Source organism: Pseudomonas sp. BT76 TE3572, from assembly GCF_050435365.1.
GTDB classification, from domain to species: Bacteria; Pseudomonadota; Gammaproteobacteria; order Pseudomonadales; family Pseudomonadaceae; genus Aquipseudomonas; species Aquipseudomonas fluorescens_W.
Genome location: NZ_JBNDKE010000001.1, coordinates 3,841,522 through 3,865,277 on the forward strand (window position 1 = coordinate 3,841,522; position 23,756 = coordinate 3,865,277).

22 protein-coding genes are annotated in these 23,756 nt (G+C 58.4%); 10 read left to right on the forward strand and 12 right to left on the reverse strand.

Annotated elements, in window-relative coordinates:
- Nucleotides 1–81: 81 nt before the first annotated feature.
- On the reverse strand, nt 82–387 hold the full coding sequence (locus tag ABH912_RS17450) for a DMT family transporter (RefSeq protein ID WP_008157366.1): 306 nt from the start codon (nt 385–387) through the stop codon (nt 82–84).
- Complete coding sequence (locus ABH912_RS17455; protein ID WP_429511243.1) at nt 388–1,026, reverse strand: FMN-dependent NADH-azoreductase; 639 nt, start codon at nt 1,024–1,026, stop codon at nt 388–390. It abuts the gene before it with no gap.
- Between the two features lie 110 nt (nt 1,027–1,136).
- Here ABH912_RS17455 and ABH912_RS17460 point away from each other — a divergent pair, with 110 nt between their 5' ends.
- Nucleotides 1,137–2,060: a LysR substrate-binding domain-containing protein gene (locus ABH912_RS17460; RefSeq protein WP_429511244.1), complete on the forward strand. Its 924-nt coding sequence runs from the start codon at nt 1,137–1,139 to the stop codon at nt 2,058–2,060.
- 41 nt (nt 2,061–2,101) lie between these two features.
- On the opposite strand, the gene ABH912_RS17465 is transcribed toward ABH912_RS17460, so the two are convergent.
- Nucleotides 2,102–4,177, reverse strand: coding sequence for an AsmA family protein (locus ABH912_RS17465; RefSeq protein ID WP_429511245.1), 2,076 nt, complete (start codon nt 4,175–4,177; stop codon nt 2,102–2,104).
- A 386-nt stretch (nt 4,178–4,563) separates the two neighbouring features.
- Here ABH912_RS17465 and ABH912_RS17470 point away from each other — a divergent pair, with 386 nt between their 5' ends.
- The 7 genes from ABH912_RS17470 (at nt 4,564) to ABH912_RS17500 (ending at nt 9,689) form a co-directional block, all read left to right on the forward strand.
- The gene (locus tag ABH912_RS17470; protein WP_429511246.1) at nt 4,564–5,034 is read left to right on the forward strand and encodes a hypothetical protein; all 471 of its coding nucleotides are present in this window, start codon (nt 4,564–4,566) and stop codon (nt 5,032–5,034) included.
- 156 nt (nt 5,035–5,190) lie between these two features.
- Nucleotides 5,191–5,823 (forward strand): TetR family transcriptional regulator, encoded by a 633-nt coding sequence (locus ABH912_RS17475; RefSeq protein ID WP_033055580.1) that lies wholly within the window; start codon nt 5,191–5,193, stop codon nt 5,821–5,823.
- 203 nt (nt 5,824–6,026) lie between these two features.
- Nucleotides 6,027–6,527: an urease accessory protein UreE gene (gene ureE, locus ABH912_RS17480; protein WP_033055578.1), complete on the forward strand. Its 501-nt coding sequence runs from the start codon at nt 6,027–6,029 to the stop codon at nt 6,525–6,527.
- Nucleotides 6,524–7,198, forward strand: a complete 675-nt coding sequence (locus ABH912_RS17485; protein ID WP_429511247.1) for an urease accessory protein UreF — start codon at nt 6,524–6,526, stop codon at nt 7,196–7,198. The genes ureE and ABH912_RS17485 overlap by 4 nt, the downstream gene beginning before the upstream one ends.
- 36 nt (nt 7,199–7,234) lie before the next feature.
- Nucleotides 7,235–7,849, forward strand: a complete 615-nt coding sequence (ureG, locus tag ABH912_RS17490) for an urease accessory protein UreG (protein WP_008157381.1) — start codon at nt 7,235–7,237, stop codon at nt 7,847–7,849.
- A gap of 35 nt (nt 7,850–7,884) precedes the next feature.
- Nucleotides 7,885–8,457 carry a HupE/UreJ family protein gene (locus ABH912_RS17495; protein ID WP_033055574.1) on the forward strand — a complete coding sequence of 191 codons (573 nt, stop codon included), beginning with the start codon at nt 7,885–7,887 and terminating at the stop codon, nt 8,455–8,457.
- A 98-nt stretch (nt 8,458–8,555) separates the two neighbouring features.
- Nucleotides 8,556–9,689, forward strand: coding sequence for an AGE family epimerase/isomerase (locus ABH912_RS17500; protein WP_429511248.1), 1,134 nt, complete (start codon nt 8,556–8,558; stop codon nt 9,687–9,689).
- Between the two features lie 119 nt (nt 9,690–9,808).
- Here the strand turns inward: ABH912_RS17500 and ABH912_RS17505 are convergent, their stop codons facing one another.
- The 8 genes from ABH912_RS17505 to amaB form a co-directional block, all read right to left on the reverse strand.
- Nucleotides 9,809–10,576 carry an SDR family oxidoreductase gene (locus tag ABH912_RS17505; RefSeq protein WP_033055572.1) on the reverse strand — a complete coding sequence of 256 codons (768 nt, stop codon included), beginning with the start codon at nt 10,574–10,576 and terminating at the stop codon, nt 9,809–9,811.
- A gap of 730 nt (nt 10,577–11,306) precedes the next feature.
- The gene (locus ABH912_RS17510; RefSeq protein ID WP_033055571.1) at nt 11,307–12,023 is read right to left on the reverse strand and encodes an ABC transporter ATP-binding protein; all 717 of its coding nucleotides are present in this window, start codon (nt 12,021–12,023) and stop codon (nt 11,307–11,309) included.
- Nucleotides 12,020–12,895, reverse strand: a complete 876-nt coding sequence (locus ABH912_RS17515) for an ABC transporter ATP-binding protein (RefSeq protein ID WP_033055570.1) — start codon at nt 12,893–12,895, stop codon at nt 12,020–12,022. The genes ABH912_RS17510 and ABH912_RS17515 overlap by 4 nt, the downstream gene beginning before the upstream one ends.
- Nucleotides 12,892–14,175 carry a high-affinity branched-chain amino acid ABC transporter permease LivM gene (livM, locus tag ABH912_RS17520; protein ID WP_033055569.1) on the reverse strand — a complete coding sequence of 428 codons (1,284 nt, stop codon included), beginning with the start codon at nt 14,173–14,175 and terminating at the stop codon, nt 12,892–12,894. Before livM ends, ABH912_RS17515 begins: the two co-directional genes overlap by 4 nt.
- A gap of 3 nt (nt 14,176–14,178) precedes the next feature.
- Entirely contained in the window at nt 14,179–15,093 is a 915-nt protein-coding gene (locus ABH912_RS17525; protein ID WP_008153375.1) for an ABC transporter permease subunit, read from the reverse strand.
- Nucleotides 15,094–15,263: 170 nt separating this feature from the next.
- A complete protein-coding gene (locus tag ABH912_RS17530) occupies nt 15,264–16,397 on the reverse strand; it encodes a branched-chain amino acid ABC transporter substrate-binding protein (protein ID WP_033055567.1) in 1,134 nt (377 codons plus the stop codon).
- A gap of 364 nt (nt 16,398–16,761) precedes the next feature.
- Entirely contained in the window at nt 16,762–18,045 is a 1,284-nt protein-coding gene (gene amaA, locus ABH912_RS17535; protein ID WP_033055565.1) for an L-pipecolate oxidase, read from the reverse strand.
- Between the two features lie 157 nt (nt 18,046–18,202).
- Nucleotides 18,203–19,693, reverse strand: coding sequence for an L-piperidine-6-carboxylate dehydrogenase (amaB, locus tag ABH912_RS17540; RefSeq protein WP_429511249.1), 1,491 nt, complete (start codon nt 19,691–19,693; stop codon nt 18,203–18,205).
- Nucleotides 19,694–19,867: 174 nt separating this feature from the next.
- Between amaB and ABH912_RS17545 the strand changes: the two genes are divergently transcribed.
- A complete protein-coding gene (locus tag ABH912_RS17545) occupies nt 19,868–20,779 on the forward strand; it encodes a LysR family transcriptional regulator (protein WP_429511250.1) in 912 nt (303 codons plus the stop codon).
- 92 nt (nt 20,780–20,871) lie between these two features.
- Here the strand turns inward: ABH912_RS17545 and ABH912_RS17550 are convergent, their stop codons facing one another.
- A complete protein-coding gene (locus ABH912_RS17550; protein ID WP_429511251.1) occupies nt 20,872–21,681 on the reverse strand; it encodes a helix-turn-helix domain-containing protein in 810 nt (269 codons plus the stop codon).
- A gap of 184 nt (nt 21,682–21,865) precedes the next feature.
- On the opposite strand from ABH912_RS17550, the gene ABH912_RS17555 reads away from it, so the two are divergent.
- Nucleotides 21,866–23,326, forward strand: a complete 1,461-nt coding sequence (locus tag ABH912_RS17555; RefSeq protein ID WP_429511252.1) for an alanine/glycine:cation symporter family protein — start codon at nt 21,866–21,868, stop codon at nt 23,324–23,326.
- Nucleotides 23,327–23,756 lie beyond the last annotated feature (430 nt).

Here is a 23,756-nt window from a genome sequence, read left to right on the forward strand (position 1 = left end):
GACGCAAGGCTGAATGCAAGACACCAGCCAAGCATCGGCATCGAAGATGACAACTCAACGACCAGTCTATGACATCCCGCCCTACTTCAGTCCCACCACCCCCGCCACGATCAATCCGACCGACACCAGTTTGACCGCCGTCAGGCTTTCGCCGAGCAGCGCAAACCCGAGAAACACCGTGCCCAGTGAGCCGATGGCGGTCCAGATCGGGTAAGCGATGCTCACCGGCAACTCGCGCATGGCCAGGGTCAGGAAGTAGATCCCGCCCACCGCAGCCACCACGGTGATCATTGACGGCCAGAGCCGGGTGAAGCCCTCGGCGTACTTCATGCCCATCGCAAAGGTGACTTCGAAGCCGGCGGCGATCAGCAAAAACAGCCAGGCCATCTAGAACTCCCTGGCCAGCGCCCGCAAACGCTGCTCGGCCTCGGCGGCGGAGATCTGGAAGGTGCGCGCCTCGGATTCTTCGCCTTCGGCGGCCACGACCGTGATGTCGGTGATGCCGATGAACCCCAATGCCGTGCGCAACAACGGATCAGCATGGTTCATCGCCTCAAGTTCTCCACCGGGCCCGAAACCGAATCCACCGCGACTGGTGACGATCAACGCCTTCTTGCCCAGCACCAGCGGCTCGTATTGGGCGACGCCATTGTCCAGGGTGTGATTGAAGGTCAGCCCCAGTCGCACAATCTGATCGATCCAGGCCTTGAGGCCGCTGGGCACGCTGAAGTTGTGCATCGGCGTGGAGATCACCAGCAAATCGTGACCGAGTAACTCGCCCACCAGTTCATCGCTGAACGCCAGGTCGGCCTGCATCGACAGCGGCCGCGCATCGGGTTCGGGGTAAAACGCGGCGGCCACAAAAGCCTCATTGACGGGCGGAATCAACGCTCGACCGACTTCTCGACGGGTCAGGTGCGACTGAGGATTGGCCGCCTGCCAGGCTGAAAGAAACACCTCGGCCAAACGCCGGGAGTGAGAACGGTCGCCACGGGGGCTGGCATGTACGGCAAGAATTGTGCTCATCTGAATCTCCTGAAGGACTAAACTCAAACTGCTTGTGGCTTGCAGCTTGAAGCGCGCAGCCGCCCCTCTTCAAATGAGCAAAAATCAGTCTGGATGAATTGGATTCATCCATGGAGCTTTCAATGTTTGCCTCGCTGCCGCTGACCGCCCTGCGCGCCTTTGAATCCGCCTCGCGCCTGCTGAGCTTCAAGGCAGCCGCCGAAGAACTCTCGGTGACGCCGACGGCGGTGTCCCATCAGATTCGTTCGCTGGAGAGCTGGCTCGGTGTGCCCTTATTCGAGCGGTTGCCACGGCAAGTTCGCCTGACGGACTGCGGTGAACGGCTGTTCCACAGCTTGCACGGTGCCTTGCTGGAAGTGGCGCAAAGTGTCGATACCTTGCGCCCACAACGCAGCGGCGCGAGCCTGACGATCTCCACCACCGCCGCTTTCGCTGCGTTGTGGCTGGTGCCGCGGCTGGGCCGGTTCTACAGCCGACACCCGAACATCAGCCTGCGGCTCGATACCCATTGCGAAGTCATCGATTTGCATCAGGACGCCAGCATCGATCTGGTGCTGCGCTACAGCCTCGGTGATTACCCGAACCTTTATGGCCTGTGTCTGTTCGACGAATCCTTCGGTGTCTACGGCTCGCCCGAGCAAGTCGCCCTGGCCGCCAGCCGAGCGCCGACGCTGATCAGCGTGCGCTGGCACAACTCCAAACTGTACGCACACGGCTGGGAGGCGTGGTGCGCACACTCCGGCGAGAACTGGCTTGCGGGGCAGCCAGCGATCCGCGAATACGACGAAGAGCATTACGCCCTGCAAGCGGCGATTGCCGGGCAAGGCCTGGTGCTGGCGAGCAATATTCTGGTGTCCGAGAGCGTGGCGAACGGTTTGCTGGTGGCCTACAAGGGTGAGGTTCAGGTCGATGGTGCCGGTTACGCCGCACTATGCGTGCCGGGGCGCGAACGGCATCCGCCGGTCCGGGCGTTTTTTGCGTGGTTGCAGGAGGAAGCCGCGTTGTCAGGGTTATTGCCAAGATCGCGGCCTTAAGATGACTGATCGTTCCCACTCCGCGTGGGAACGATCGCTGGTTACCGGGTGGGTTTGACGGTGACTGGCGCCTTGCCGGCCTTCATCTGCTCCAGCAACGGCGCGCACTGATTCGGTTCGCCACCGCTCGGCGCCACCAACGCCAGCAACCCCGCCGCCGGTGCGGCAATCACACCCAGCGCCACCATCCCCGCCCCACGCAGTATCAGCGGCACAGCCTTCACACCCGCATCAGGCTTGATGAACTTGCCCCGCACATACAACGGCGAACGCAGCGATATCAAGCGCCAGCCCTTGGATTCCGGGGTGATGGTCAGGTCCAGTTGTTCAGTCGCCATGTTGGCGGTGCCATCGATGTAGATAATCGCGTTTTCGGTATCGAAGACGAACAGGCGCGTGGTCGCCAGACCGGTCGTGATATCGAAGTCGGCGGCAGCGCAGTTGATCTTCACTTCCTTGTCACCAAAGATTTTGCCGACCACATAGTTGCCAACGTTGAGCCCGGCCAGTTCCATGAGTTCGCGGCTGATGGCACCGTCATTGATCAGCATCTTCAGATTGCCATTGGCAGTGCCCAGCAGTTTGGCCACCGAGTTGCCACGACCGGTGATGTCGGCATCGCCATTGAGCTCGCCGAAACTGGTTTTCATCGGTTCAAAGGTCGGGAACAACTGCTTGAGTTTGAACTTGCGTGCGGTGAGTTTGGCCCGGCCTTCCAGCGGTTCGGTTCGGCCATTGAGGCGAATCTGAGCATCCAGGTTGCCGCCGGCCACGCCGAAGCGCAGGGGTTCAAGGCTGAGCACGCCGTCGATGAGTATCAGGTGGGTGTAGAGATCGTTGAACGGCAGTTTTTCGCTGTGGACGATGCGCTTGCCAGTGAACTCGACGTCAGCGTCCATATCGCGCCAGCGCTCGGTTTTAAACTCTTCGACCGGCAACACCTTGTCCGCCGGCTGCTTGCTGTCGCCGCCACGGGCCTTTTGTTTGGCGTTGGAATCAGCACCGATCAGCGGGGCCAGGTCGGCAAACAGCAGTTGATTGGATAGCAATGAGCCGCTCAGCTTCGGGCGCGGCTGACTGGCGACATAAGCAAGGCTGCCATGGATGTCGCTCTGACCGATCTTGCCGTTGAATTCTTCGTAACGGAACACCGCGCCGTCTGCTTCATGCAGCTTGGCGATCAGGTGCCCGTCAGTCTCGTACGGCGGTGTGTCCGGCAGGGTTACGCCGGTCAGCGGATAGAGATTGCCCAGGCTGGTGCCAGCCAGTTTCAGGCGCAAGTCCAAGGCGCCGAGGTTCAGTGGATCGGTGAGGGTGCCGGCCAGTTCGACACTGGTGTCGGCGATTTTCACTTGCGCTTGAAGCGGGAACGGTCTGGCCGCGTCCTGCAACGCCAGCAGGCCGCCGATCTTGCCTTCGCCCGCGAGTTTCTGGCCGTGGTATTGGCCTTTGACCTTCAGCGCGAATGCGTAATCCTGCGGCGCAGCGCCCTTCTGCGACGCGGTTTTCGCCGCTTTGTCACCGACGATGTCACTGAACGGAATCGGTTTGCCCAGCGGGTCGATGATCAAGTCGAGCTGAGTTTTCAGGTTTTGGTCGTCGAGGGTGACGTGGCCTTTGTCGAAGCCGATCGCACCGATGTCCACCACCCAGCTTGAAGGCTCGGCGTTCGGGTCTTTGGGGTCGAACTTGAAGGTCCAGTTAGCGCGACCATCGGCCAGGCGCTGGAGATCAGCATTCGGTTCGGTCAGGTCGATACGCGGGATCACCACGCGCTGCGCCAGCAAGGCCAAGGGCGAGAGGCGCAACTCGACACGCTTGAGGGTGACCATCTGCGGCTGCTTCGACCAGTCCGGGTTGCCCAGGCTCAAGTCCTGCGCCACTACATGCGGCCACGGCACCCACGCGCGCCAGCCGCCCTCGTCAGGTTCACGCTGCCAGACCACCGCGAGGTTGCCGTTGATGGCGAACGGGCGGTGCAGCTCTTCGGAAACTTTGGCGTTAAGCGATGGTTTGATCCGGTTCCAATCGAAGAACGCGATGATCAGAACCAGTACGGCCAGCAGGACAACAAGGCTGGCGAGGGTCCAGATAAAAACTTTACGAGTGCGCGTCATTGCACAGGGCTCCTGATACGACTGAGCGCCCTGACTGCGACGCACGTTTGAAACGTTAGGGCAGAACCGGCCTGCCATGGAGTCTACGACTGGGAAATGGCGCGCAGGTTTAACAGAAATATCGCTTAACGCTCAAATAATCGGCCGGCGACAGGATGCCCCTCAATCCAGCGTTACCGGCCCCGCACTTTTGCATGGCGCAAGTGAGTGGAAAATACCCATCTCAGCGCAAAAACGTCCGCCGGAAACGCCCGATTTAGAGCCGTTTCACGGAACAATCAATTCCGTTGATTATTACCATTGCGTTTATGAACTTTTATATCGACTTATCGAGAGTAGCATTGCCCTCGTACCCACTTTATCGCCCTCCTACGGAGCACCCAATCATGAAACGCCAATTACTGTTTAGCCTTACCCTCTCGATGCTGGCCAGCACGGCTTTTGCCCTGCCAGCGGCTGACCAGGCCACACCGCAAGTGAAATCCACCCACTCGGAGTTCAGCCAAACCGTCGCCGAAGGTGGCAATGATCGCCTGAAAGAAAAAGGCTTGATCACCCAGGATGGCTCGGACCGTACTCCACAAGGCCAAACCCTGGCTGCTGATGGTTCCGATCGCACTCCACAAGGCCAAACCCTGGCTGCTGATGGTTCCGACCGCACTCCACAAGGCCAAACCCTGGCTGCTGATGGTTCCGACCGCACTCCACAAGGCCAAACCCTGGCTGCAGATGGTTCCGATCGCACTCCACAAGGCCAAACCCTGGCTGCTGATGGTTCCGACCGCACTCCACAAGGTCAAACCCTGGCTGAAGGTGGTGGTGACCGTGTCATCGAACGCAACAGCGCTTTGAGCTAAGCCTATGGCGGCCCTGAAAAAAAGCCCAATCCCCGGATTGGGCTTTTGACGTTATAGATGCCTCACTTTCCCGCTTGATCCCCCGATAGTCATTCGACGCCGGCAAAGCCGATTTGCTAGAGTGCGTCGCTGTCTTATCCAGAAAACACCCTTGCGATGCTGCCCCGCGCCGAACAGAAACAACAGACCCGCAACGCCCTGATGGACGCTGCCCGCCACTTGATGGAATGCGGCCGAGGATTCGGCAGCCTGAGCCTGCGCGAAGTCGCCAGAACCGCCGGGATCGTGCCCACCGGTTTCTACCGGCATTTCGCCGATATGGATGAACTGGGCCTGGTACTGGTGAGTGAAGTCGGTCAAACCTTCCGCGAAACCATTCGCCTGGTGCGCCACAACGAGTTCGTCATGGGCGGCATCATTGACGCCTCGGTGCGGATCTTTCTCGACGTGGTCACGGCCAATCGCTCGCAGTTCCTGTTTCTGGCCCGCGAGCAGTACGGCGGCTCGCTGCCCGTGCGCCAGGCCATTGGCCGTTTGCGCGAAGACATCAGTTCGGACCTGGCGGCCGACTTGTCCTTGATGCCGAAACTGCAACACCTGGATATCGCCGGCCTGAGCGTCATGGCTGACCTGATTGTTAAAAGCGTATTCGCGACCTTGCCGGACATCATTGATCCGCCGGCGCAGGCGCTGCCCGAGCATCTGACGCCGCAAGCGAAAATCACTCAGCAACTGCGATTCATCTTTATCGGCCTCAAGCATTGGCAAGGCTTGGGCAGCACCGAATAACCCATGTGGGAGCAAGCCCGCTCCCACAAAAATCCCTCCAAGCATCAATTTGGTGCCGCTGAAAAATCCTCGCACCATTCCAGCTCAGAATTCTGCAACGTCCTGAAGCACTTGCTGAGTTCCGACAGGCATTTCCTACTCTTAGCTCGATTGGCAAGCCCCTTGCTCTAGCCTAAGCATTGTCCATTGCTGGAAGCCTTCCGATGCTGGTGATTCATCGCAGAATCGACCCTCAACCCGTCTGGGCCGCCGAGTTGCACCTGACCTTCGAAGCCCGGAGCAAAAGCCGTTTGCGCTGTTTCAGTGCCGAGGGTGAAGACGTCGGGTTGTTTTTGGAGCGCGGTCAGCCACCGCTGTACGACGGCGAGTGCCTGCAAGCCGAAGACGGACGCATCGTCCGCGTCTGCGCCCGGGCCGAACAACTGCTGCACGTCACCTGCGCCAATGCTTTCGAACTGACTCGCGCGGCCTATCACCTCGGCAACCGCCACGTTGCCCTGCAAGTCGGTGATGGCTGGTTGCGCCTGCTCGACGACTACGTACTCAAGGCCATGCTCGAACAGCTTGATGCCAAGGTCGAAAACATCGAAGCGCCGTTCCAGCCGGAACACGGCGCCTACGGTGGCGGCCATCACCATTCGCGCCACGGCGACGAAGACTTCAACTACCCGCCGAAACTGCACCAATTCGGCGTGCGGCTATGAACCCAGCCTGGGCGCTGTTGCGCCTGGCCAGTCCGCAGTTGCCGATTGGCGGTTACAGCTATTCCCAGGGTCTGGAAATGGCTGTGGATAACGGCCGCGTCAACGACTCCAATAGCGCCCGGCGCTGGATCAGTGATCAGTTGCTGCTGAACCTGGCGCGTTTCGAAGCGCCGTTGCTGCTCGCCCATTGCGTGGCCGCCTCTGATGAAAACTGGGGTGAGTTGCTGCAACGCTGCGAAGAACATCGCGCCAGCCGGGAAACCCGCGAGCTGCATCAGGAAAGTCGGCAGATGGGTTATTCGTTGCAGCAACTGCTCAACGGTTTGCCGGAGCTTGATGCTCCGGCCCGCGCCTTTCTTGAGCAACGTCCCGAGCCGCACCTGGCCCTCGGCTGGGCACTGGCCGCTCGCGCCTGGAATATCAGCCCGCAGGACGCACTGGCGGCGTGGCTCTGGAGTTGGCTGGAAAACCAATTGGCGGTGCTGATGAAAACCCTGCCACTGGGCCAGCAAGCCGCGCAACGCCTGACCAGCGAACTGCTGCCGCTGCTGCAAGAGGCTCAACAGAGCGCCACCCGAATCACCCCCGAACACTATGGCAGCGCTGCTTTCGGCCTGTCCCTGGCGTGCATGGCCCATGAGCGCCAGTACAGCCGTCTGTTCCGTTCCTAGGGCCTTTATTTTGGGCCTGTTATTTTGGAGAAGCACATGAACACACAACCTCTGCGCGTCGGCATCGGCGGTCCGGTCGGTTCCGGCAAAACCGCTCTGACTTTGGCCCTGTGCCTGGCCTTGCGCGACCGCTACAACCTGGCAGTGGTCACCAACGATATCTACACCCGTGAAGACGCCGACTTTCTGGTGCGCAACGAAGCATTGGCGCCGGAGCGGATCATCGGCGTGGAAACCGGCGGCTGCCCGCACACGGCGATCCGCGAAGACGCCTCGATCAACCTCGAAGCCGTGGACCAACTGAACCGCCGCTTTCCAGGGCTGGACCTGATCCTTGTGGAATCCGGTGGTGACAACCTGTCCGCCACCTTCAGCCCAGAGTTGTCCGACCTGACCATTTACGTGATCGACGTCTCGGCCGGCGACAAGCTGCCGCGCAAGGGTGGGCCGGGGATCTGCAAATCCGACTTGCTGGTGATCAACAAAATCGACCTCGCGCCATTGGTGGGTGCGTCGCTGGAACTGATGGACAGCGACACCAAGCGCATGCGCAACGGCAAGCCGTTCGTTTTCAGCAACCAGAAAACCGGTCTCGGCCTGGAAGAAATCATCGCCTTCATCGAACGCCAGGGCCTGCTGACTGCGGCGTGAACACGATCAACTTTTATCAACAAGGAAGCTTATCCATGACACTAAAACGCATTCTGGGCGCCATGGCCCTGCTGCTGACCCCGGCCATCGCCTTCGCCCACCCGGGGCATGGCGACAACGGTTTGATCGCCGGCATCAGCCACCCGGTCGGTGGCCTCGATCACTTGTTGGCGATGGTGGCGGTCGGATTGTGGGCGGCACAACAGAAAGGCGCTGCACGCTGGGCGCTGCCGTGCACATTCGTCGGCATCATGCTGATCGGCGGGTTGCTGGGGTTTGAAGGGCTGAACCTGCCGGCGCTGGAGAGCGGGATTGCGGCGTCGGTACTGGCGCTGGGTCTGGCTGTGGCGTTGGCTGTGCGTCCGCCGTTGAGCCTCGCCGTTGCGGCAACCGCGTTGTTTGCGTTGTTCCACGGGGTGGCGCACGGACTGGAGTTGCCGCAGATGTCGAGCCCTTGGGCGTATGCGGCGGGTTTTGTAGCCGCGACGGCTGCATTGCATGGCTTGGGTTATGCAGCCGTGCGGTTGTTGCCGCAAGCGGCGGCGCCGCTGGTTCGACTGGCGGGTGCAGCGTCGGCGGCGACTGGCGTGTGGTTGCTGGCAGGCTAAACGCCCAAAGATCGTTCCCACGCAGAGCGTGGGAACGATCGACGCGCGCTCTCTGCTAACATGTCGCGCAATCAACCCTGCCGTGACGACGCCAGCCAATGCCGCCTGTTTCCCGCTCCGCCTCCCAGCCTGAATTGACCGCTCTGTTTGCCTCAGTGCAACAGCACTTCCAGGACGTGATCGTGCCGCTCTGGCAAGGCCCCGGCTGGAATGCCGACATGGCGTTGCCCTATGAGGCGCTGGACGCCGAGCACCAACCGCTGCCGCCCCAACGCTACCGGGCCATGGCCTGCGCACGGCAGCTTTACCTGTTTTCCAGCCTGATCGGCCAGGTACCGGCCGCCGAAGAGCGCGCCGCAGCGCTGTTCCGTTCCCTGCAGCAGCATTTCCACGATGCCGAGCATGGCGGCTGGTTCTACAGCGTCGACCCGCAGGGCGCGCCGCTGGATCAGCGTAAAGACCTCTACACCCACGCCTTCATCCTGTTCGCCTGCGCCCATTACTGGGACAAGGTCCGCGAACCGCTGGTGGAATCGGTGCTCAACGCCGTACTGGAAGTGGTCGCGCAGCGCTTTGCCACGGGCGACGGCCTGTACGAAGCCAGCCTCGACCGTGACTGGTCCTCGCTCGAGTCCGGGCCGCTGCAAAATCCCCTGATGCACTTGGCCGAAGCCTTCCTCGCCACGCTATCGGTGCGCAAAGACGTCGCCGTGCAAGACGCGCTCGTCGAGTTATGCACAGCCATGCAGAAGCGTTTTATCGACCCGCAACACGGTGTGTTGATGGAAAAACCGCTGGGTGCTGTGGATAACTGGTTTGAACCTGGGCATCAGTTCGAGTGGTATTTCCTGCTGGAATCGTCTTCGCTGCTGCGCGGTTCGACACTCCACACCTCTCTGGAACGCGCCTTTGCGTTCACCGAGCAACTGGGTATCGATCAACAGACCGGCGCCGTGCGGGCCATGCTCGACCTGCAGCCGAACGGCTCACCTCGGGACGCTACGCAGCGAATCTGGGCTCAGGCTGAATACCTGCGTGCCCTGACCTTGCGACCAGACAGCGAGCCTGCAGTGCTGCACCAGTTGCAGGCGTTGCAGCAGCGCTTTCTGCATGCGGGTGGCTGGTATGAGTGTCGTGATGAAAACGGTGATGTGACACGCCGGGACATGCCGTCGACCACGCCTTATCACTTGGCGACCTGCTATCGCGGACTGATCGAATATCTTCGCTGACTGAAAGATAGCTATCGCGGGCAAGCCACGCTCCCACAGGTTTTTTGTCGTTCGCGAAATGGCGATTCAACACAAATCCTGTGGGAGCGTGGCTTGCCCGCGATGGCCGTTACGCGGTCTTAAACCTTGGCATTACGCTCAATCGCAAACCCGCTCCACGTCTGGCTCACCGGCATCAGCTCCAGGCTGTTGATGTTGATGTGCGCCGGGGCATTGAGCACCCAGAAAATGGTGTCGGCGATGTCTTGCGGCTGGATCGGCTCGGCACCGGCGTAAGTCGCGTTGTAACGCTCCTGGTCACCGGCGAAACGCACCAGTGAGAACTCGCTTTCGCACAGGCCCGGCTCGATATTGCTGACCCGCACACCTGTACCTTGCAGGTCGCAACGCAGGTTCAGGGAGAACTGTTTGACGAACGCTTTGCTCGCGCCATACACATGGCTGCCCGGGTACGGGTAGTTGCCGGCGATGGAGCCGAGGTTGACGATGCCCGCGCCGCGACCGTGAGCGATCAGGCGGGGCAACAGCAGACGAGTGCTGTACATCAGGCCTTTGATGTTGGTGTCGACCATCGTGTCCCAATCGTCGAGGTCGCACTTGGGCGCCGGGTCAACACCCAGGGCCAGCCCGGCGTTGTTGATCAGCCCGCGCAGTTTGGCGAAGGACGGCGGCAGGTTGGCAATCGCCTCCTCCATGGCCTTGCGATCACGCACGTCGAGCACCAGGCCATGGACCTCGGTCTGCTTCGACAACTCGGCGCACAGCGCATTGAGACGCTCTTCACGACGGCCGGTCAGCACCAGTTTCCAGCCGGCTTCGGCAAAACGACGGGCGCAGGCTTCGCCAAAACCGGAGGTCGCGCCGGTAATAAACAGGGTGTTGGACATCGTGTTCTCCTTGCTTCGGCTGATCGGCAGCCACTGGAATAGAAAATCAGCAGCCAGCATGCCCGGCCTTGCCCACAGCGGCAACTACCGCACGAGCTGTACAAAAAACGATCAAACGATGCCACGCCTTACCTGCCGTGGCTTGCAGCCATGTGCGCGCACCTTATCCACAGGCCGGTCCACAGTTTCCGGGGGCAAGTGGAAAAGCTGTAAGCCGCTGTGCACAAGGCTTTGCGGGCAAATTGGAAATTTTTTTGCTTGACCCTGGAACGCCGGCTGTGTAGCCCATGGCATTTTGCACGATTGGCCGGTCATACCGACGATGGCGCCAAGCCAGTAACTACGGCCTTCAGCCGAGTCTTTCCAGAGTTTAACCACAGACTTATCCACAGGCAGCCCCACTTCATTTCGGTCCGTTTTCGTCACCAACAAAAAGGTTGACAAAGCTCGCTCGCGGTCCCGCAAAAACGCCTGATCAAAAAACAACCACAACTCTGCAAGCCACGGTTTCAAAGGCTTTCAGCCAGCTACTCCCACGTTATTCACAGCCAGCTCCACAGCAAACGGGGACAAGTCAAAACCGTGACAAAACAACTATTTGCAGCGGCTTTATGTCGCGCTTTGAGAGCTTGTGAATATTGTTTTCCACAATTTCAAAAAAGCTTTAGGACCGGCATAAAAAAACGCCCTGACGTTGATTCGTCAGGGCGTTTTTTATCCACCCAGCCGTTTAGTGGCCGCCGAGATAAGCGTTACGCACTTCCTCGTTAACCAGCAGTTCCTTGCCAGTGCCTGTGATGCGGATCTCGCCGTTGACCATCACGTACGCCCGGTCCGACAGTTTGAGGGCGTGGTTGGCGTTCTGCTCCACCAGGAAGATCGTCATGCCGGTTTTGGCCAGTTCCCGCAGCGTCGCGAAGATCTGTTTCACCACAATCGGCGCCAGCCCCAGGCTCGGCTCGTCCAGCAACAGCAGTTTCGGCCGGCTCATCAGCGCACGCGCGATGGCGAGCATTTGCTGCTCGCCGCCGGACATGGTCATCGCCCGCTGGGTTCGCCGCTCTTCGAGTCGCGGGAACAACTCGAACATGCGTTGCATGTCTTCCTTGGCGTACTTGTCACCGATAGGGATGGTACCCATCAGCAGGTTTTCCTCGACGGTCATGTCAGGGAACACCCGCCGTCCTTCCGGCGATTGAGCGATGCCGTTGGACGCGATGTAGTGGGATGACTTGTGAGTGATATCCACACCCTGATAGATGATCTCCCCGTCCGCCGCTCGCGGCTGACCGAAAATCGACATCAGCAGGGTCGATTTACCGGCGCCGTTGGAGCCGATCAGGCTGACCGTTTCACCTTCATTGATGTGCAGCGAGACTTTCTTCAGGGCCTGGATCGGCCCGTAGAACACATCCAGATCCTTCAGTTCGAGGATGGGTTTGCTCATAGCACCACTTCCTCTTCATCGGCGCCCAGGTAGGCCGCAATCACTTTCGGATCGTGTCGGATGGCCTCGGGGCCGCCCTCGGCGATGACGATGCCGTGGTCCAGCACCACGATGTGGTCGGAAATGCTCATTACCATGCCCATGTCGTGTTCGATCAGCACCACGGTCAGATCGTGCTCGTCGCGCAGCAGCCGGATCATCGCGCTCAGCGCTTCGGTTTCCTGAGGGTTGAGGCCGGCGGCCGGTTCGTCGAGGCAGATGATTTGCGGCCGGGTGCACATGGCCCGGGCAATTTCCAGACGACGTTGCTGGCCGTAGGACAGTTCACCGGCCAGACGGTTGGCGCAGTCCACCAGGTCCACCACTTCCAACCAGTAGAACGCATGGTCCAGTGCATCGCTTTCGGCTTTGCGATAACCCTTGGTGTTGAGGATCCCGGCCAGCATGCTGCGGTTGACCCACATGTGTTGGGCCACCAGCAGGTTTTCCAGCACCGACATCTCCTTGAACAGGCGAATGTTCTGGAACGTCCGCGCCAGGCCGGCACGGTTCACCAGGTGAGTGCCGCCGAACATCTTGTAATGGAGCCGGCTGATGAAGTTTTTTGGCGATACAAAATCTGTCGCCTTGAACGGTTCGCCCAGCATTTTGATGACATCGGTGCGCTCGCCACGCACGTTGAGTTCAATCTTGCCGCCCGAGGCCTTGTAGAACCCGGTCAGGCAGTTGAACACGGTGGTCTTGCCGGCGCCATTGGGGCCGATCAGGGCGAAGATCGAGTTGCGTTTGACCTTCAGGCTGACATCGTTCAACGCCTTGATGCCGCCGAAGTGCATCATCAGCTTCTCGACCGAGAGTACGACTTCGCTCATGGCGCTACTCCTTTACGCGGGGTCACACCGGTACGGCTGATCCGAATCAGGCCGCGCGGTCGCCAGATCATCATCAACACCATCAGGATACCGAACAGCAGCACGCGATATTCCGCGAAGCCCCGCAGCAGTTCCGGGGCGACGGTCAGCACGAAAGCCGCAATCACCACGCCGATGGTCGAACCCATGCCGCCGAGCACCACGATGGCGAGGATCAAGGCCGATTCGAAGAAGGTGAACGAGGTCGGGTTGACGAAGCCCTGGTAGGTGGCGAAGAACACGCCGGCCAGACCGGCCGTCGATGCACCGATGGTAAACGCCGAGAGTTTGACCAGTACGTGGTTCAGCCCCATGGAACGGCAAGCGATTTCGTCTTCACGCAAGGCTTCCCAGGCGCGACCGACCGGCATGCGGGTCAAGCGGTGCTTGATGTGCAATACGGCCAATACCACCAGGAACAACACCGTGTAGATGAAGTAGTACTTCACGTCCGGGTTGTAGGCGATGCCAAAGAACTCATGGAACGGCACCCCGCCCTCTTTTGCCCGCTTGCCAAACTCGATGCCGAAGAAGGTTGGCAACGGAGCGGCCATGCCATTCGGGCCGCCAGTCAGGGACAACCAGTTATTGAGGATCAACCGGATGATTTCACCGAAGCCCAGGGTCACGATCGCCAGGTAGTCACCGTGCAGGCGCAGCACCGGGAAACCGAGGATGCAACCGGCCAGGCCGGCGGTGATCGCCGCCAGCGGCAGCACCGTCCAGAAGCCCAGACCGAGGTATTGGTAACCGAGCGCCAGCCCGTAGGCGCCGATGGCGTAGAACGCCACATAACCCAGGTCGAGCAGACCGGCCAGACCGACCACGATGTTCAGCCCCAGGCCCAGCAGTACGTAGATCAGTCCGAGGATGACCACGCCCAGCAAGTAGGAGTTGGAGAAAAACGGGAACACCACGGCAACGACAATCAACACCGGAATGATCCAGCGCAACCGGCTTTTATAGTCCGGCGGCAGTACATGAACGCCGGAGCCGGTGCTTTCAAAGCCTTCAAGAATTTTCAGGCCCTTGGGGGTTTGCAGGAACAGGCTCAAGGCAAAGCGGCCGGCCATGACAATGGCGACAATCCACGCTACCCGGGTCGTTTCCAGGTTGAAGCCGTAGCCGTCGAGAACCACGCCGACAATCGGGCCGAACACAATCAGGGCCACCAGGCCGGCAAGAATCGCGTCAACCAGGCTTCTTTTGAGATCAATGGTTTTTTTAGTGGTTGAAGACATCGCTTACACCTTCGACACAAGAGGACGGCCGAGCAGGCCTTGAGGCCGAAAGACCAGAACAAGAACGAGCAGCGAGAAGCTGAAAACGTCTTTGTAGTCCGAGTTCACCAGACCTGAGAACAGTGATTCGGAGATCCCCAGAATAATCCCGCCGAGCATGGCGCCAGGCAGCGAACCGATCCCGCCGAGTACCGCGGCGGTGAACGCTTTGATCCCGATGACGAAGCCTGCGTAGAAGTCGAACGTGCCGTAGTTCATGGTGATCAGCACGCCGGCCAGGGCCGCCATCGCTGCACCGATGATGAACACATAGGAAATTACGCGGTCGGTGTTGATCCCCAGGATCGAAGCCATCTTGCGGTCTTGTTGGGTGGCGCGGCACATGCGGCCGAGCTTGGTGTACTTGATGACGTAGGTCAGCAGGCCCATCCCGACAAATGCGGCGATCAGAATGAATATCTTGGTGTAGGTGAGCTGAACGAAGCCGCTCCCGACTTCAACTCGCCATGCACCGGTCAGCAGTGTGGGTACGCCTTGTTGACGGGCGCCTTGGGCGATCTGTGCATAGTTTTGCAGGATCAGCGAAATACCGATGGCGCTGATCAGCGGTGCCAGTCGTGTGGAGTTGCGCAACGGTTTGTAGGCGACACGCTCGATGACCCAGCCATACACCGCCGTGACGATGATGGTGAAGACCAGTGTGCCGAGCATCAGCAGAGGGAAGGATTCAATACCGAAGTAAGCCAGCAGAGCCAGACTGATCGCCGCGAGGTAAGCGGAAATCATGTAAACCTCGCCGTGGGCGAAGTTGATCATGCCGATGATGCCATAGACCATTGTGTAGCCGATGGCGATCAGGCCATAGACCGACCCGAGGGTCAGGCCGTTGACCAGTTGCTGCAGGAAAATACCATCCATAACGCAATCTCACGCATTTGAGAGACTGCACAGAAGCCGTGTACGACGGACCGGGGTTCAGCCACCGGCGCAACACGGTTGTGTGCAGCTCTACGAGAAAAGACAGGTACTGCACGGACATGTTGATTGATTGCCCGGCGCACAAGGTGCCGGGCAATCAGCAGGTCATATCACTTCTGTTTTTCCAGTTGGTGGTATTTGCCGTCCTTGTCCCACTGGTAAACCACGTAGTCGGAGACTTTCAGGTCGCCCTTGGCGTCCCAGGTCTTCTCGCCCATCACGGTTTGGACCTTGTTGGCTTTCAGCCATTTGGCAGCGTCGTCGCCCTTGTTGGACTTGGCGCCATTGAAAGCAGCTGCGAGGGTCTGGACCGAAGCGTAGGCGTACAGGGTGTAGCCTTCAGGCTCGGTGCCTTTTTTGCGGAACTCGTCCACTACCGTCTTGCTGTCTGGCAGCAGGCGCGGGTCGGCGCCGAAGGTCATGTACACGCCGTCAACGTTCTGCGGGCCACCGGCGGTGGTCACCAGTTCGTCGGTCACGATGCCGTCATCGGACATGAACTTGACGTCTTTGAGGCCTTGTTCACGCAGTTGGCGAACCAGTGGACCGGCTTCCGGGTGCAAGCCGCCGAAGTAGACCACGTCGGCACCGGCCGCACGGATCTTGGTCACCACGGCGCTGAAGTCTTTCTCGCCGCGGGTCAGGCCTTCGTACAGCACCGGCGTTACGCCGCGCTTGACCAGTTGTGCCTTGGTGGCATCTGCCAGACCTTGGCCGTAGGTGTCTTTGTCGTGGAGGACCACGACTTTCTTGCCTTTGAGCACGTCGACGATGTAGTCGCCGGCCACAATGCCTTGCTGGTCGTCACGACCGCACATACGGAACATGGCAGCCAGGCCGCGTTCGGTAACCTGTGGGTTGGTGGAGCCTGGAGTGATCGCGATGATGCCCGCTTCGTCGTAGATCTCCGAAGCCGGGATCGTCGAGGAGGAGCAGAAGTGACCGACTACGCCAGCGACTTTCTGGTTGGTCAGGTCCTTGGCGACCGTCACAGCCTGTTTCGGTTCGCAGGCGTCATCGCCTTTGACCAGTACGATTTTTTCCCCGTTTACGCCGCCCGCTGCGTTGACCGCATCGGCCGCAGCCTGTGCACCCTTCATGTACTGCTCGCCAAATGCCGCGTTGGCGCCTGTCATCGGTCCCGCCACACCGATTTTCACATCAGCCTGTGCAAACGCAGAAACACCCAACGCAGTTGCCACTGCGAGGGCCAAAAAGCCTTTTTTGTAAAACGTCTGGGACATGAGGTGGTGCTCCAAGGTTTTTTTTTAGTTGGCACTGCGACTTCCTGAATGCTCAGAGCAAGGGCCGTGCCATCGGTTTTTTATTCTGAAAAAAGTCGCTGCTTTATTGTTATTTCGACTGTTTCGATCCCATTTTCATTGGGCGTGCAACCGTCTAAACCGCGGGAGGTGAAACCATTTATTTTTAAAGGCGCAACCCGCATGCGCCATCATTGCAACCGCGGCGCCAAACGACGTGCAACCAGCCTGTAACAACGTGCGTCACCGAAGTGCACACTGCTGGTGCGGAACTGCTACAACCCGCACCTTTTACAGGCTAGTCGCTGCGCGAAAAAGCGCCGCTTCCAGCAACAAATTTCAACAATCAAATAACGATCCGCAGGCACTGGCCTGCGTGATACAGCGAGAATCCGGCCTCGTACAGACAGCTGCGCAATCCCACACCCGCCAATGGCTGCATAGGCGCAAAGGGAATCGGCAGCGCTTGAGGATTTCCGTTACACAGATAATCGGCAAAGGCTTTGCCGACGACAGTGCCAGTAGTGACGCCCCGGCCGTTGTAACCGGTGACTGCCACTAAACCGGGCGCTGGCTCGAATAAACGCATCAAATGATCGGGGGTAAAGGCGATGCAACCGGTCCAGGTGCATTCCCATTCCACCGGTTTGAGATAAGGAAAATAGTGCTGCTGAACCCGGTCGGCCCAAGCCTTGAGAAACCAGGTCGGTTTCTGATTGCCATTACCGAGACTGCCGAGCAGCAGACGGCCGTCCTTATCCCGACGAACACTGCTGAGGACCTGACGGGTGTCCCAGGAACCCTGGCCACCCGGGAGAATTTGTTGCGCGGCCTCTTCGGTCAGCGGGACCGAGGCCACCTGATAGTAATAACCGGGGAAGAAGTTGCGCCGCAATTCCGTCCAGTCACCTTCGGTGTAGGCGTTAGAGGCAATCACGACTTGCTCGGCAAGCACCGAACCCTGAGCGGTTTGTACCGACCAGCGCTGGCCCTGACGTTCGAGTCGGGTCACCGGGGAATGGTCGAACAACTGACCGCCGAGACCGATGGCCGCTTTGGCCAGCCCCGTCGTGTAAGCCATTGGGTTGATCGTGCCGGCACGTCGATCAAGCAGCGCAGCGGCAATCTTTTTGGTGCCTGTTGCTTGTTCACAGGCTTTACCGGTCAACAGTTCCACCGGCGCGCCGCGACGTTTCCATTGTTCTTCACGACTGCGCAAGTCCGCTTCGCCACGGGCGTTGTGTGCCATGTGCAGCGTGCCTTCACGGCGAAGCTGGCAATCGATGTTGTACTTATCCACAAGGCTGAACACCAGGGACGGTGCCGCTCCAAGCATGCGATTAAGCTGACTGCCAACCGCCTCGCCGAAACCGGCTTCGATCTCGTCCGGCGGAATCCACATCCCGGCATTGACCAGCCCGACGTTGCGCCCCGATCCGCCATGACCGGCGCGATGGGCCTCCAGTACACAGACGCTTTTGCCTTTTTCCAGCAGATGCACCGCCGCCGACAGACCGGTGAAACCGGCGCCGATAACGCAGACATCCACCGTTACCTCACCCTTGAGCGCCGCGTTGTCAGGCCTTTGCGGCGTCAGTTTTTCCCACAGACACTCTTCGCGTAACGGCATTGCCAGACTCCAACAGAAACCTAACCAACACACAGTTCAAAATGTAGGAGTGAGCCTGCTCGCGATTGAGGTCTATCAGTCAACATAGATGTTGAATGTTAAATCGCTATCGCGAGCAGGCTCACTCCTACAGGGGATCACTGCTCGACTTGAGGTATCAGTCGAAGGTAATGCCCTGAGCCAACGGCAATTCCAGCGAATAGTTCACGGTGTTGGTCTGACGGCGCATGTAGCCGCGCCATGCATCGGAACCGGACTCACGACCGCCACCCGTTTCTTTCTCGCCGCCAAACGCCCCGCCGATTTCCGCGCCGCTCGGGCCGATGTTGACGTTGGCGATGCCGCAGTCGCTGCCCACCGCCGACATGAACTGCTCGGCTTCACGTACGTCAGTGGTGAAGATGCACGACGACAGGCCTTGTGGCACGGCGTTGTTCAGGCGCAGCGCTTCGTCGAATTCCTTGTAACCCACCACGTACAGAATCGGCGCGAAGGTTTCGTGGCAAACCACATCGCTCTGCTCCGGCATTTCAACGATGGCCGGCGAGACGTAATAAGCGTTAGGGAATTTGTCTTCCAGTTGGCGCTTGCCACCGAACACCCGGCCGCCTTCGCTCAAGGCCTGCTCAAGCGCATCCTGCATGTTTTCGAAGCTGTGTTTGTCGATCAGCGGACCAATCAGATTGCCTTCCAGTGGATTGCCGATACGCACTTTGGAGTAAGCGGCTTTCAGGCGGGTGACGATTTCTTCTTTCACCGATTCATGGGCAATCAGGCGACGCAACGTGGTGCAACGCTGACCGGCAGTGCCGACGGCGCTGAACAGGATGGCTCGTACGGCCATGTCCAGGTCGGCGCTTGGGCCCAGGATCATTGCGTTGTTGCCACCCAGCTCCAGAATGCTGCGAGCGAAACGTGCGGCGATTTTCGGTGCCACTTCGCGGCCCATGCGGGTGCTGCCGGTGGCGCTGATCAGCGCGACACGCGGGTCATCGACCAGGGCTTCGCCAGCATCGCGACCGCCAATGATGACCTGGCTCAGGTGCGGCGGCGCGTCGCTGAAGTTCTTCAGTACGCGATCGAACAGCGCTTGGCACGCCAAGGCGGTCAGCGGAGTTTTCTCCGATGGTTTCCAGATCACCGGGTTGCCGCAGACCAGCGCCAGCGCGGTGTTCCAGGCCCAGACCGCCACCGGGAAGTTGAACGCACTGATCACGCCGACGACGCCCAGCGGGTGCCAGGTTTCGCGCATGTGGTGGCCAGGACGCTCGGATGCGATGGTCAAACCGTACAGCTGCCGGGACAGGCCGACGGCGAAATCGCAGATGTCGATCATTTCCTGAACTTCACCCAGACCTTCCTGAGTGATCTTGCCGGCTTCCCAGGACACGAGCTCGCCGAGATCGGCCTTGTATTCACGCAGGATGTCGCCCAGTTGGCGGACCAGTTCGCCACGGCGCGGGGCCGGGACCTTGCGCCACAATTCGAACGCATGATCTGCACGACTGATGTGCTGCTCGACTTCAGCGGCGCCTTCCCAGTTCACGGCGGCGATCTGGCTGCCATCGATCGGCGAATGCACCGGCACTTTGCCGTTCTGGTACAGGGCCGGGTTCACACCAAGACGATCAAGCAATGCGGCAACCATGGGTCACTCCTCAAGCAAAAAACAGAAAACGTGCAGCCGGATTGATTCGGCTGGTGAGGCCTGTAGTTTTAGCGCTCCCGACGTTACCCAACAAACGACCTTTAAGAGAGATATCATTCCGTTTATTCATGCTGCGAATTGCTGGTAAGAAAGAAACAAGAAAAAGGACAACCCATGCTGAATAAACGCTACTTGCCGTCGATCACCGCGCTGCAGTGTTTTGAGGCCGTGACCCGGCATTTGAGCTTCACCCGGGCGGCTGAAGAGCTGAACCTGACCCAGAGCGCTGTCAGCAAACAGGTCGCGCAACTCGAAGAATTGCTGCAGCACCTGTTGTTCCGCCGGGTACGCCGTCGCCTGCAAATGACCCCGGCCGGTGATTTGTACCTGGTGGAGGTACGAAAAATCCTCACGCAGGTCGAGATGTCGACCCACTACCTGCGCTCCTACGGCGGTGAAACCGAAGTCCTGCGCGTCTCGACGCCTCCGACCTTCGGCGCGCGCTGGCTAGTGCCACGCTTGAAAGGCTGGCGTCTGCGCCATCCCTCGATCCATCTGGACCTGTGCAGCGAACAGGAAGCCGACGATCTGCTGCAAGGTCGCAGCGACCTGGCGTTCTACTTCGGCCAGGGCTCACGCCCCGGCACTGAATGCCTGAAGCTGTTCGGCGAAGAGCTGGTGCCGGTCTGCGCACCCGGTAGCCTGCCGGACACGCCGTTCACCGATCCTACGCAACTCACCGACCTGGTCCTGCTGCAAAACGCCTCCCGGCCCCAGGCCTGGCACGACTGGTTCGACAGTCAGGGCTACCACACCGAACACAGCTACCACGGCCCGCGTTTCGAAACCTTTTATATGTGTATCCGCGCAGCCCAGGTCGGCTGCGGTGTAGCACTGTTGCCGCGGTTTCTGGTGGAAGAGGAATTGGCCGACGGCAAACTGGTCATACCCTGGCAGCACGCGATGCCGAGCACCGATGCCTATTACCTGGCGTATCCGGAGCATTCGGCGGAAGTGCCCAAGGTGCGGGATTTTGTGAAGTGGATGCTGGAGCAGATCGATAGCCCGGGTGCGGCGCAGAGTTGAGACCTGATGTAACACCTGTGGCGAGGGGGCTTGCCCCCGTTGGATAGGCCTCTTATGAGCCAACAACCCGGGTTGTCAGGCTCATAGTGGCGTCACGCAATACCAAAGAGGCCGTCGACGATTTTGGTTTGAGCGAGGCGTCCGCGCAGGTCCTCATCGATGGAGGGATCATCCATTCTGTACAGCCGCACCTTGCGATACGCATTGACTCGATTGATCTCCCGCCCCAAATACTCCCAAACCACCCGCGAACATGCCGGAGTGCGATGGTCGGCCGCTGAAACGCCCATTTTCAAGCCATTGAGTCGAATAATCCGGCTTTTGTAGTTTGGAATAAGAATGGTCTGACTGATCTCGTTGGACGTCAGCGACTCATAGTCGAGCAGGAACAAGCGATCCTGTAGATAGTAGGCAACCCCAACGTATCGATACCGCTCAAATGTCCCCTCTGCCCCACCAATCTGTATCCGCTCATTTCGTTCATACACGAAATGTTGGCCCTCTTCCCTTATGTGCACCAATGAACACAGAATGCAACCTGGCTCTGTCATCGCGTAGTAGTACTCGTAGTAATAACCACAATAGGCCTTGAGCTGCGACGAAGACTGTTTGCGAAGGTGATCAAGCATGCGCTGAGGCGCTGCCACCTCGTCCGAGGGTTTGATTTTCTTGGCTTTAACGCCAGTGAGCGTGATGAATTGCTCCGTCGGCAAATACATCTCGTACTCTTCAACCCCAAAAAAATCACAGATCCGTTTAAGGTTAAACGGTGTCGGAAGACTATTCCCACTCAAGTACTTATTAAACTGCCCTCGATTAATACGAAGTTTCCTACAAACCTCCGCGATAGATCGGTAGTGGCTGCATAGCTGTCTTAAGTTATTCGGAAAAAATTCACGCATATCAGCTCATCACAATAGTGCTAGAAGGCTCAAACATAGCAGCAACTCGCATCATTTTTAAGCAAGTCGCGAAATTGCACTCAGCGATACGATAACCGGATATTACGAGCCTTGAGGTTTTCTCAAGACAGCCAACAAAAGCTGAACAATTCGCCACTACTCTAAAAACAGCAGGGAGCACTCAATGCTTGAAGTCATTAATGACTTTCTTTCCGGAAAAATCCTTATTCCATTGGTCCTTGGTTTGGGAGGCTACTTCACCATCCGATCAAGATTTGTCCAGTTCAGGTATTTTTTTCACATGCTATCGGTATTGCGCGGCAGTTGGCGCACAGGCAATTATCATCTGAGCTCGCTACAGGCGTTAACCCTCAGCCTCGCAGGTCGCGTCGGGACGGGCAACATCGTTGGTGTCGGCATCGCCGTGAGCATGGGCGGACCAGGAGCGGTGTTCTGGATGTGGATAACCGCGCTCCTGGGCATGTCGAGCAGTTTTTTCGAATGCGCCCTTGGACAACTCTACAAACGCTGCGACGGAAACGGCCTTTATCGTGGTGGTCCATCCTGGTACATCCAGCATGGTCTGGGTAAACGCTGGCTAGGGATGATTGCCGCCCTCCTGTTGTTGGTGACCTTCGGTTTTGCAATCAATGGCCTGGAGGCTCATGCCGTATCGCACTCGCTTAAGGATGCTTTTGACATTTCGACCACTTGGTCGGGGTTGGCATTGTCGGTGATGCTGGCTGTTGTATTTGTGGGTGGGATCAAACGAATAGCAGCTGTTGCCGACCTGCTGGTACCGCTTAAAGTTCTCGCCTACATCGGGGTCACGCTCTATGTAATTGTCCTGCAATCGGAGCAGGTGCCCTCGATGTTAATGACTATCGTCAAGAGCGCGTTCGGCCTGGACCAAGCGTTCGGCGGACTGCTCGGCACTGCAATAATCATGGGTGTGAGGCGCGGTGTGTTTTCCAATGAAGCAGGTTTGGGAAGCGCGCCCAACGTTGCTTCGGTGGCCAAGGTCGAACACCCGATAAGCCAAGGCGTGGTGCAAGCACTGAGTGTCTTCATTGATACCTTCGTCATCTGCACCTGCACAGCATTGGTCATCCTGTTATCCGGTTTCTATACACCCGGTTTCGAAGGTGACGGCATAGCTCTTGCGCAAAACTCGCTGGCAGCCATTGTTGGCGAGTGGGGTCGAATTTTTATTAGCGTGGCGCTTACATTATTTGTATTTACCGCAATGCTCTATAACTACTACTTGGGCGAAAACAGCTTGCGGTTCATGTTCGGAGCCCCCCGAAAAACCTTGCTCATCTACCGCGCGCTGGTAATGGCGCTGGTGTTCTGGGGCTCGATTGAAGACCTTTCCACCGTACTCGCATTTGCCGACATCACCATGACATTGCTTGCCTTCGTCAACCTTATAGCCATGGCCTTGCTGTTTAACGTCGGCATGCGAATCTTGAACGACTATGACGAGCAGCGTCGCGCAGGAGTCAAGAATCCAGTGTTCGACTCCAGCAAGTTCAAGGATCTGGATCTCGATTTTATGGCCTGGCCAGCGATAGAGAATGACCAGAACACGTTAAAGCATCCTGCCCACCTTTCTCGTAACTGCACATATCCGCAATCGGCATAAATTAAAAAACTCTGAGCCATTGCGAATCCGCAACGGCTCAGCAGCGAAACCTAGCAACAATTATCTACAATAGATCTCACTATTCAAACACGATTAAAAACTCTAAAGGAGATTGTTAATGAATCGTTATCGCCCTCTTAAATCCAACACTTCCGAAGTTCCGGTACTTTGTATAGACACACACATAACGCCAAACCACCTCTTTGAAAATGCCTGTTTCAGGATTCGAACCGCTACTAGTCTTTTAGAAACACTCACATCTGTAACCATAAAGCATACCGCTGACATTGATCTATACCGGCTAATACTTCCAGCTTATGTATTACTGCAGGATGGTGTCGACACACTGGAACAAATCACCTTAAAGGCGGAGTGAAATCATGGCTACCCCTGCAACTAATGAAATGTTTAAGGCTGCAATGAGAAAAGC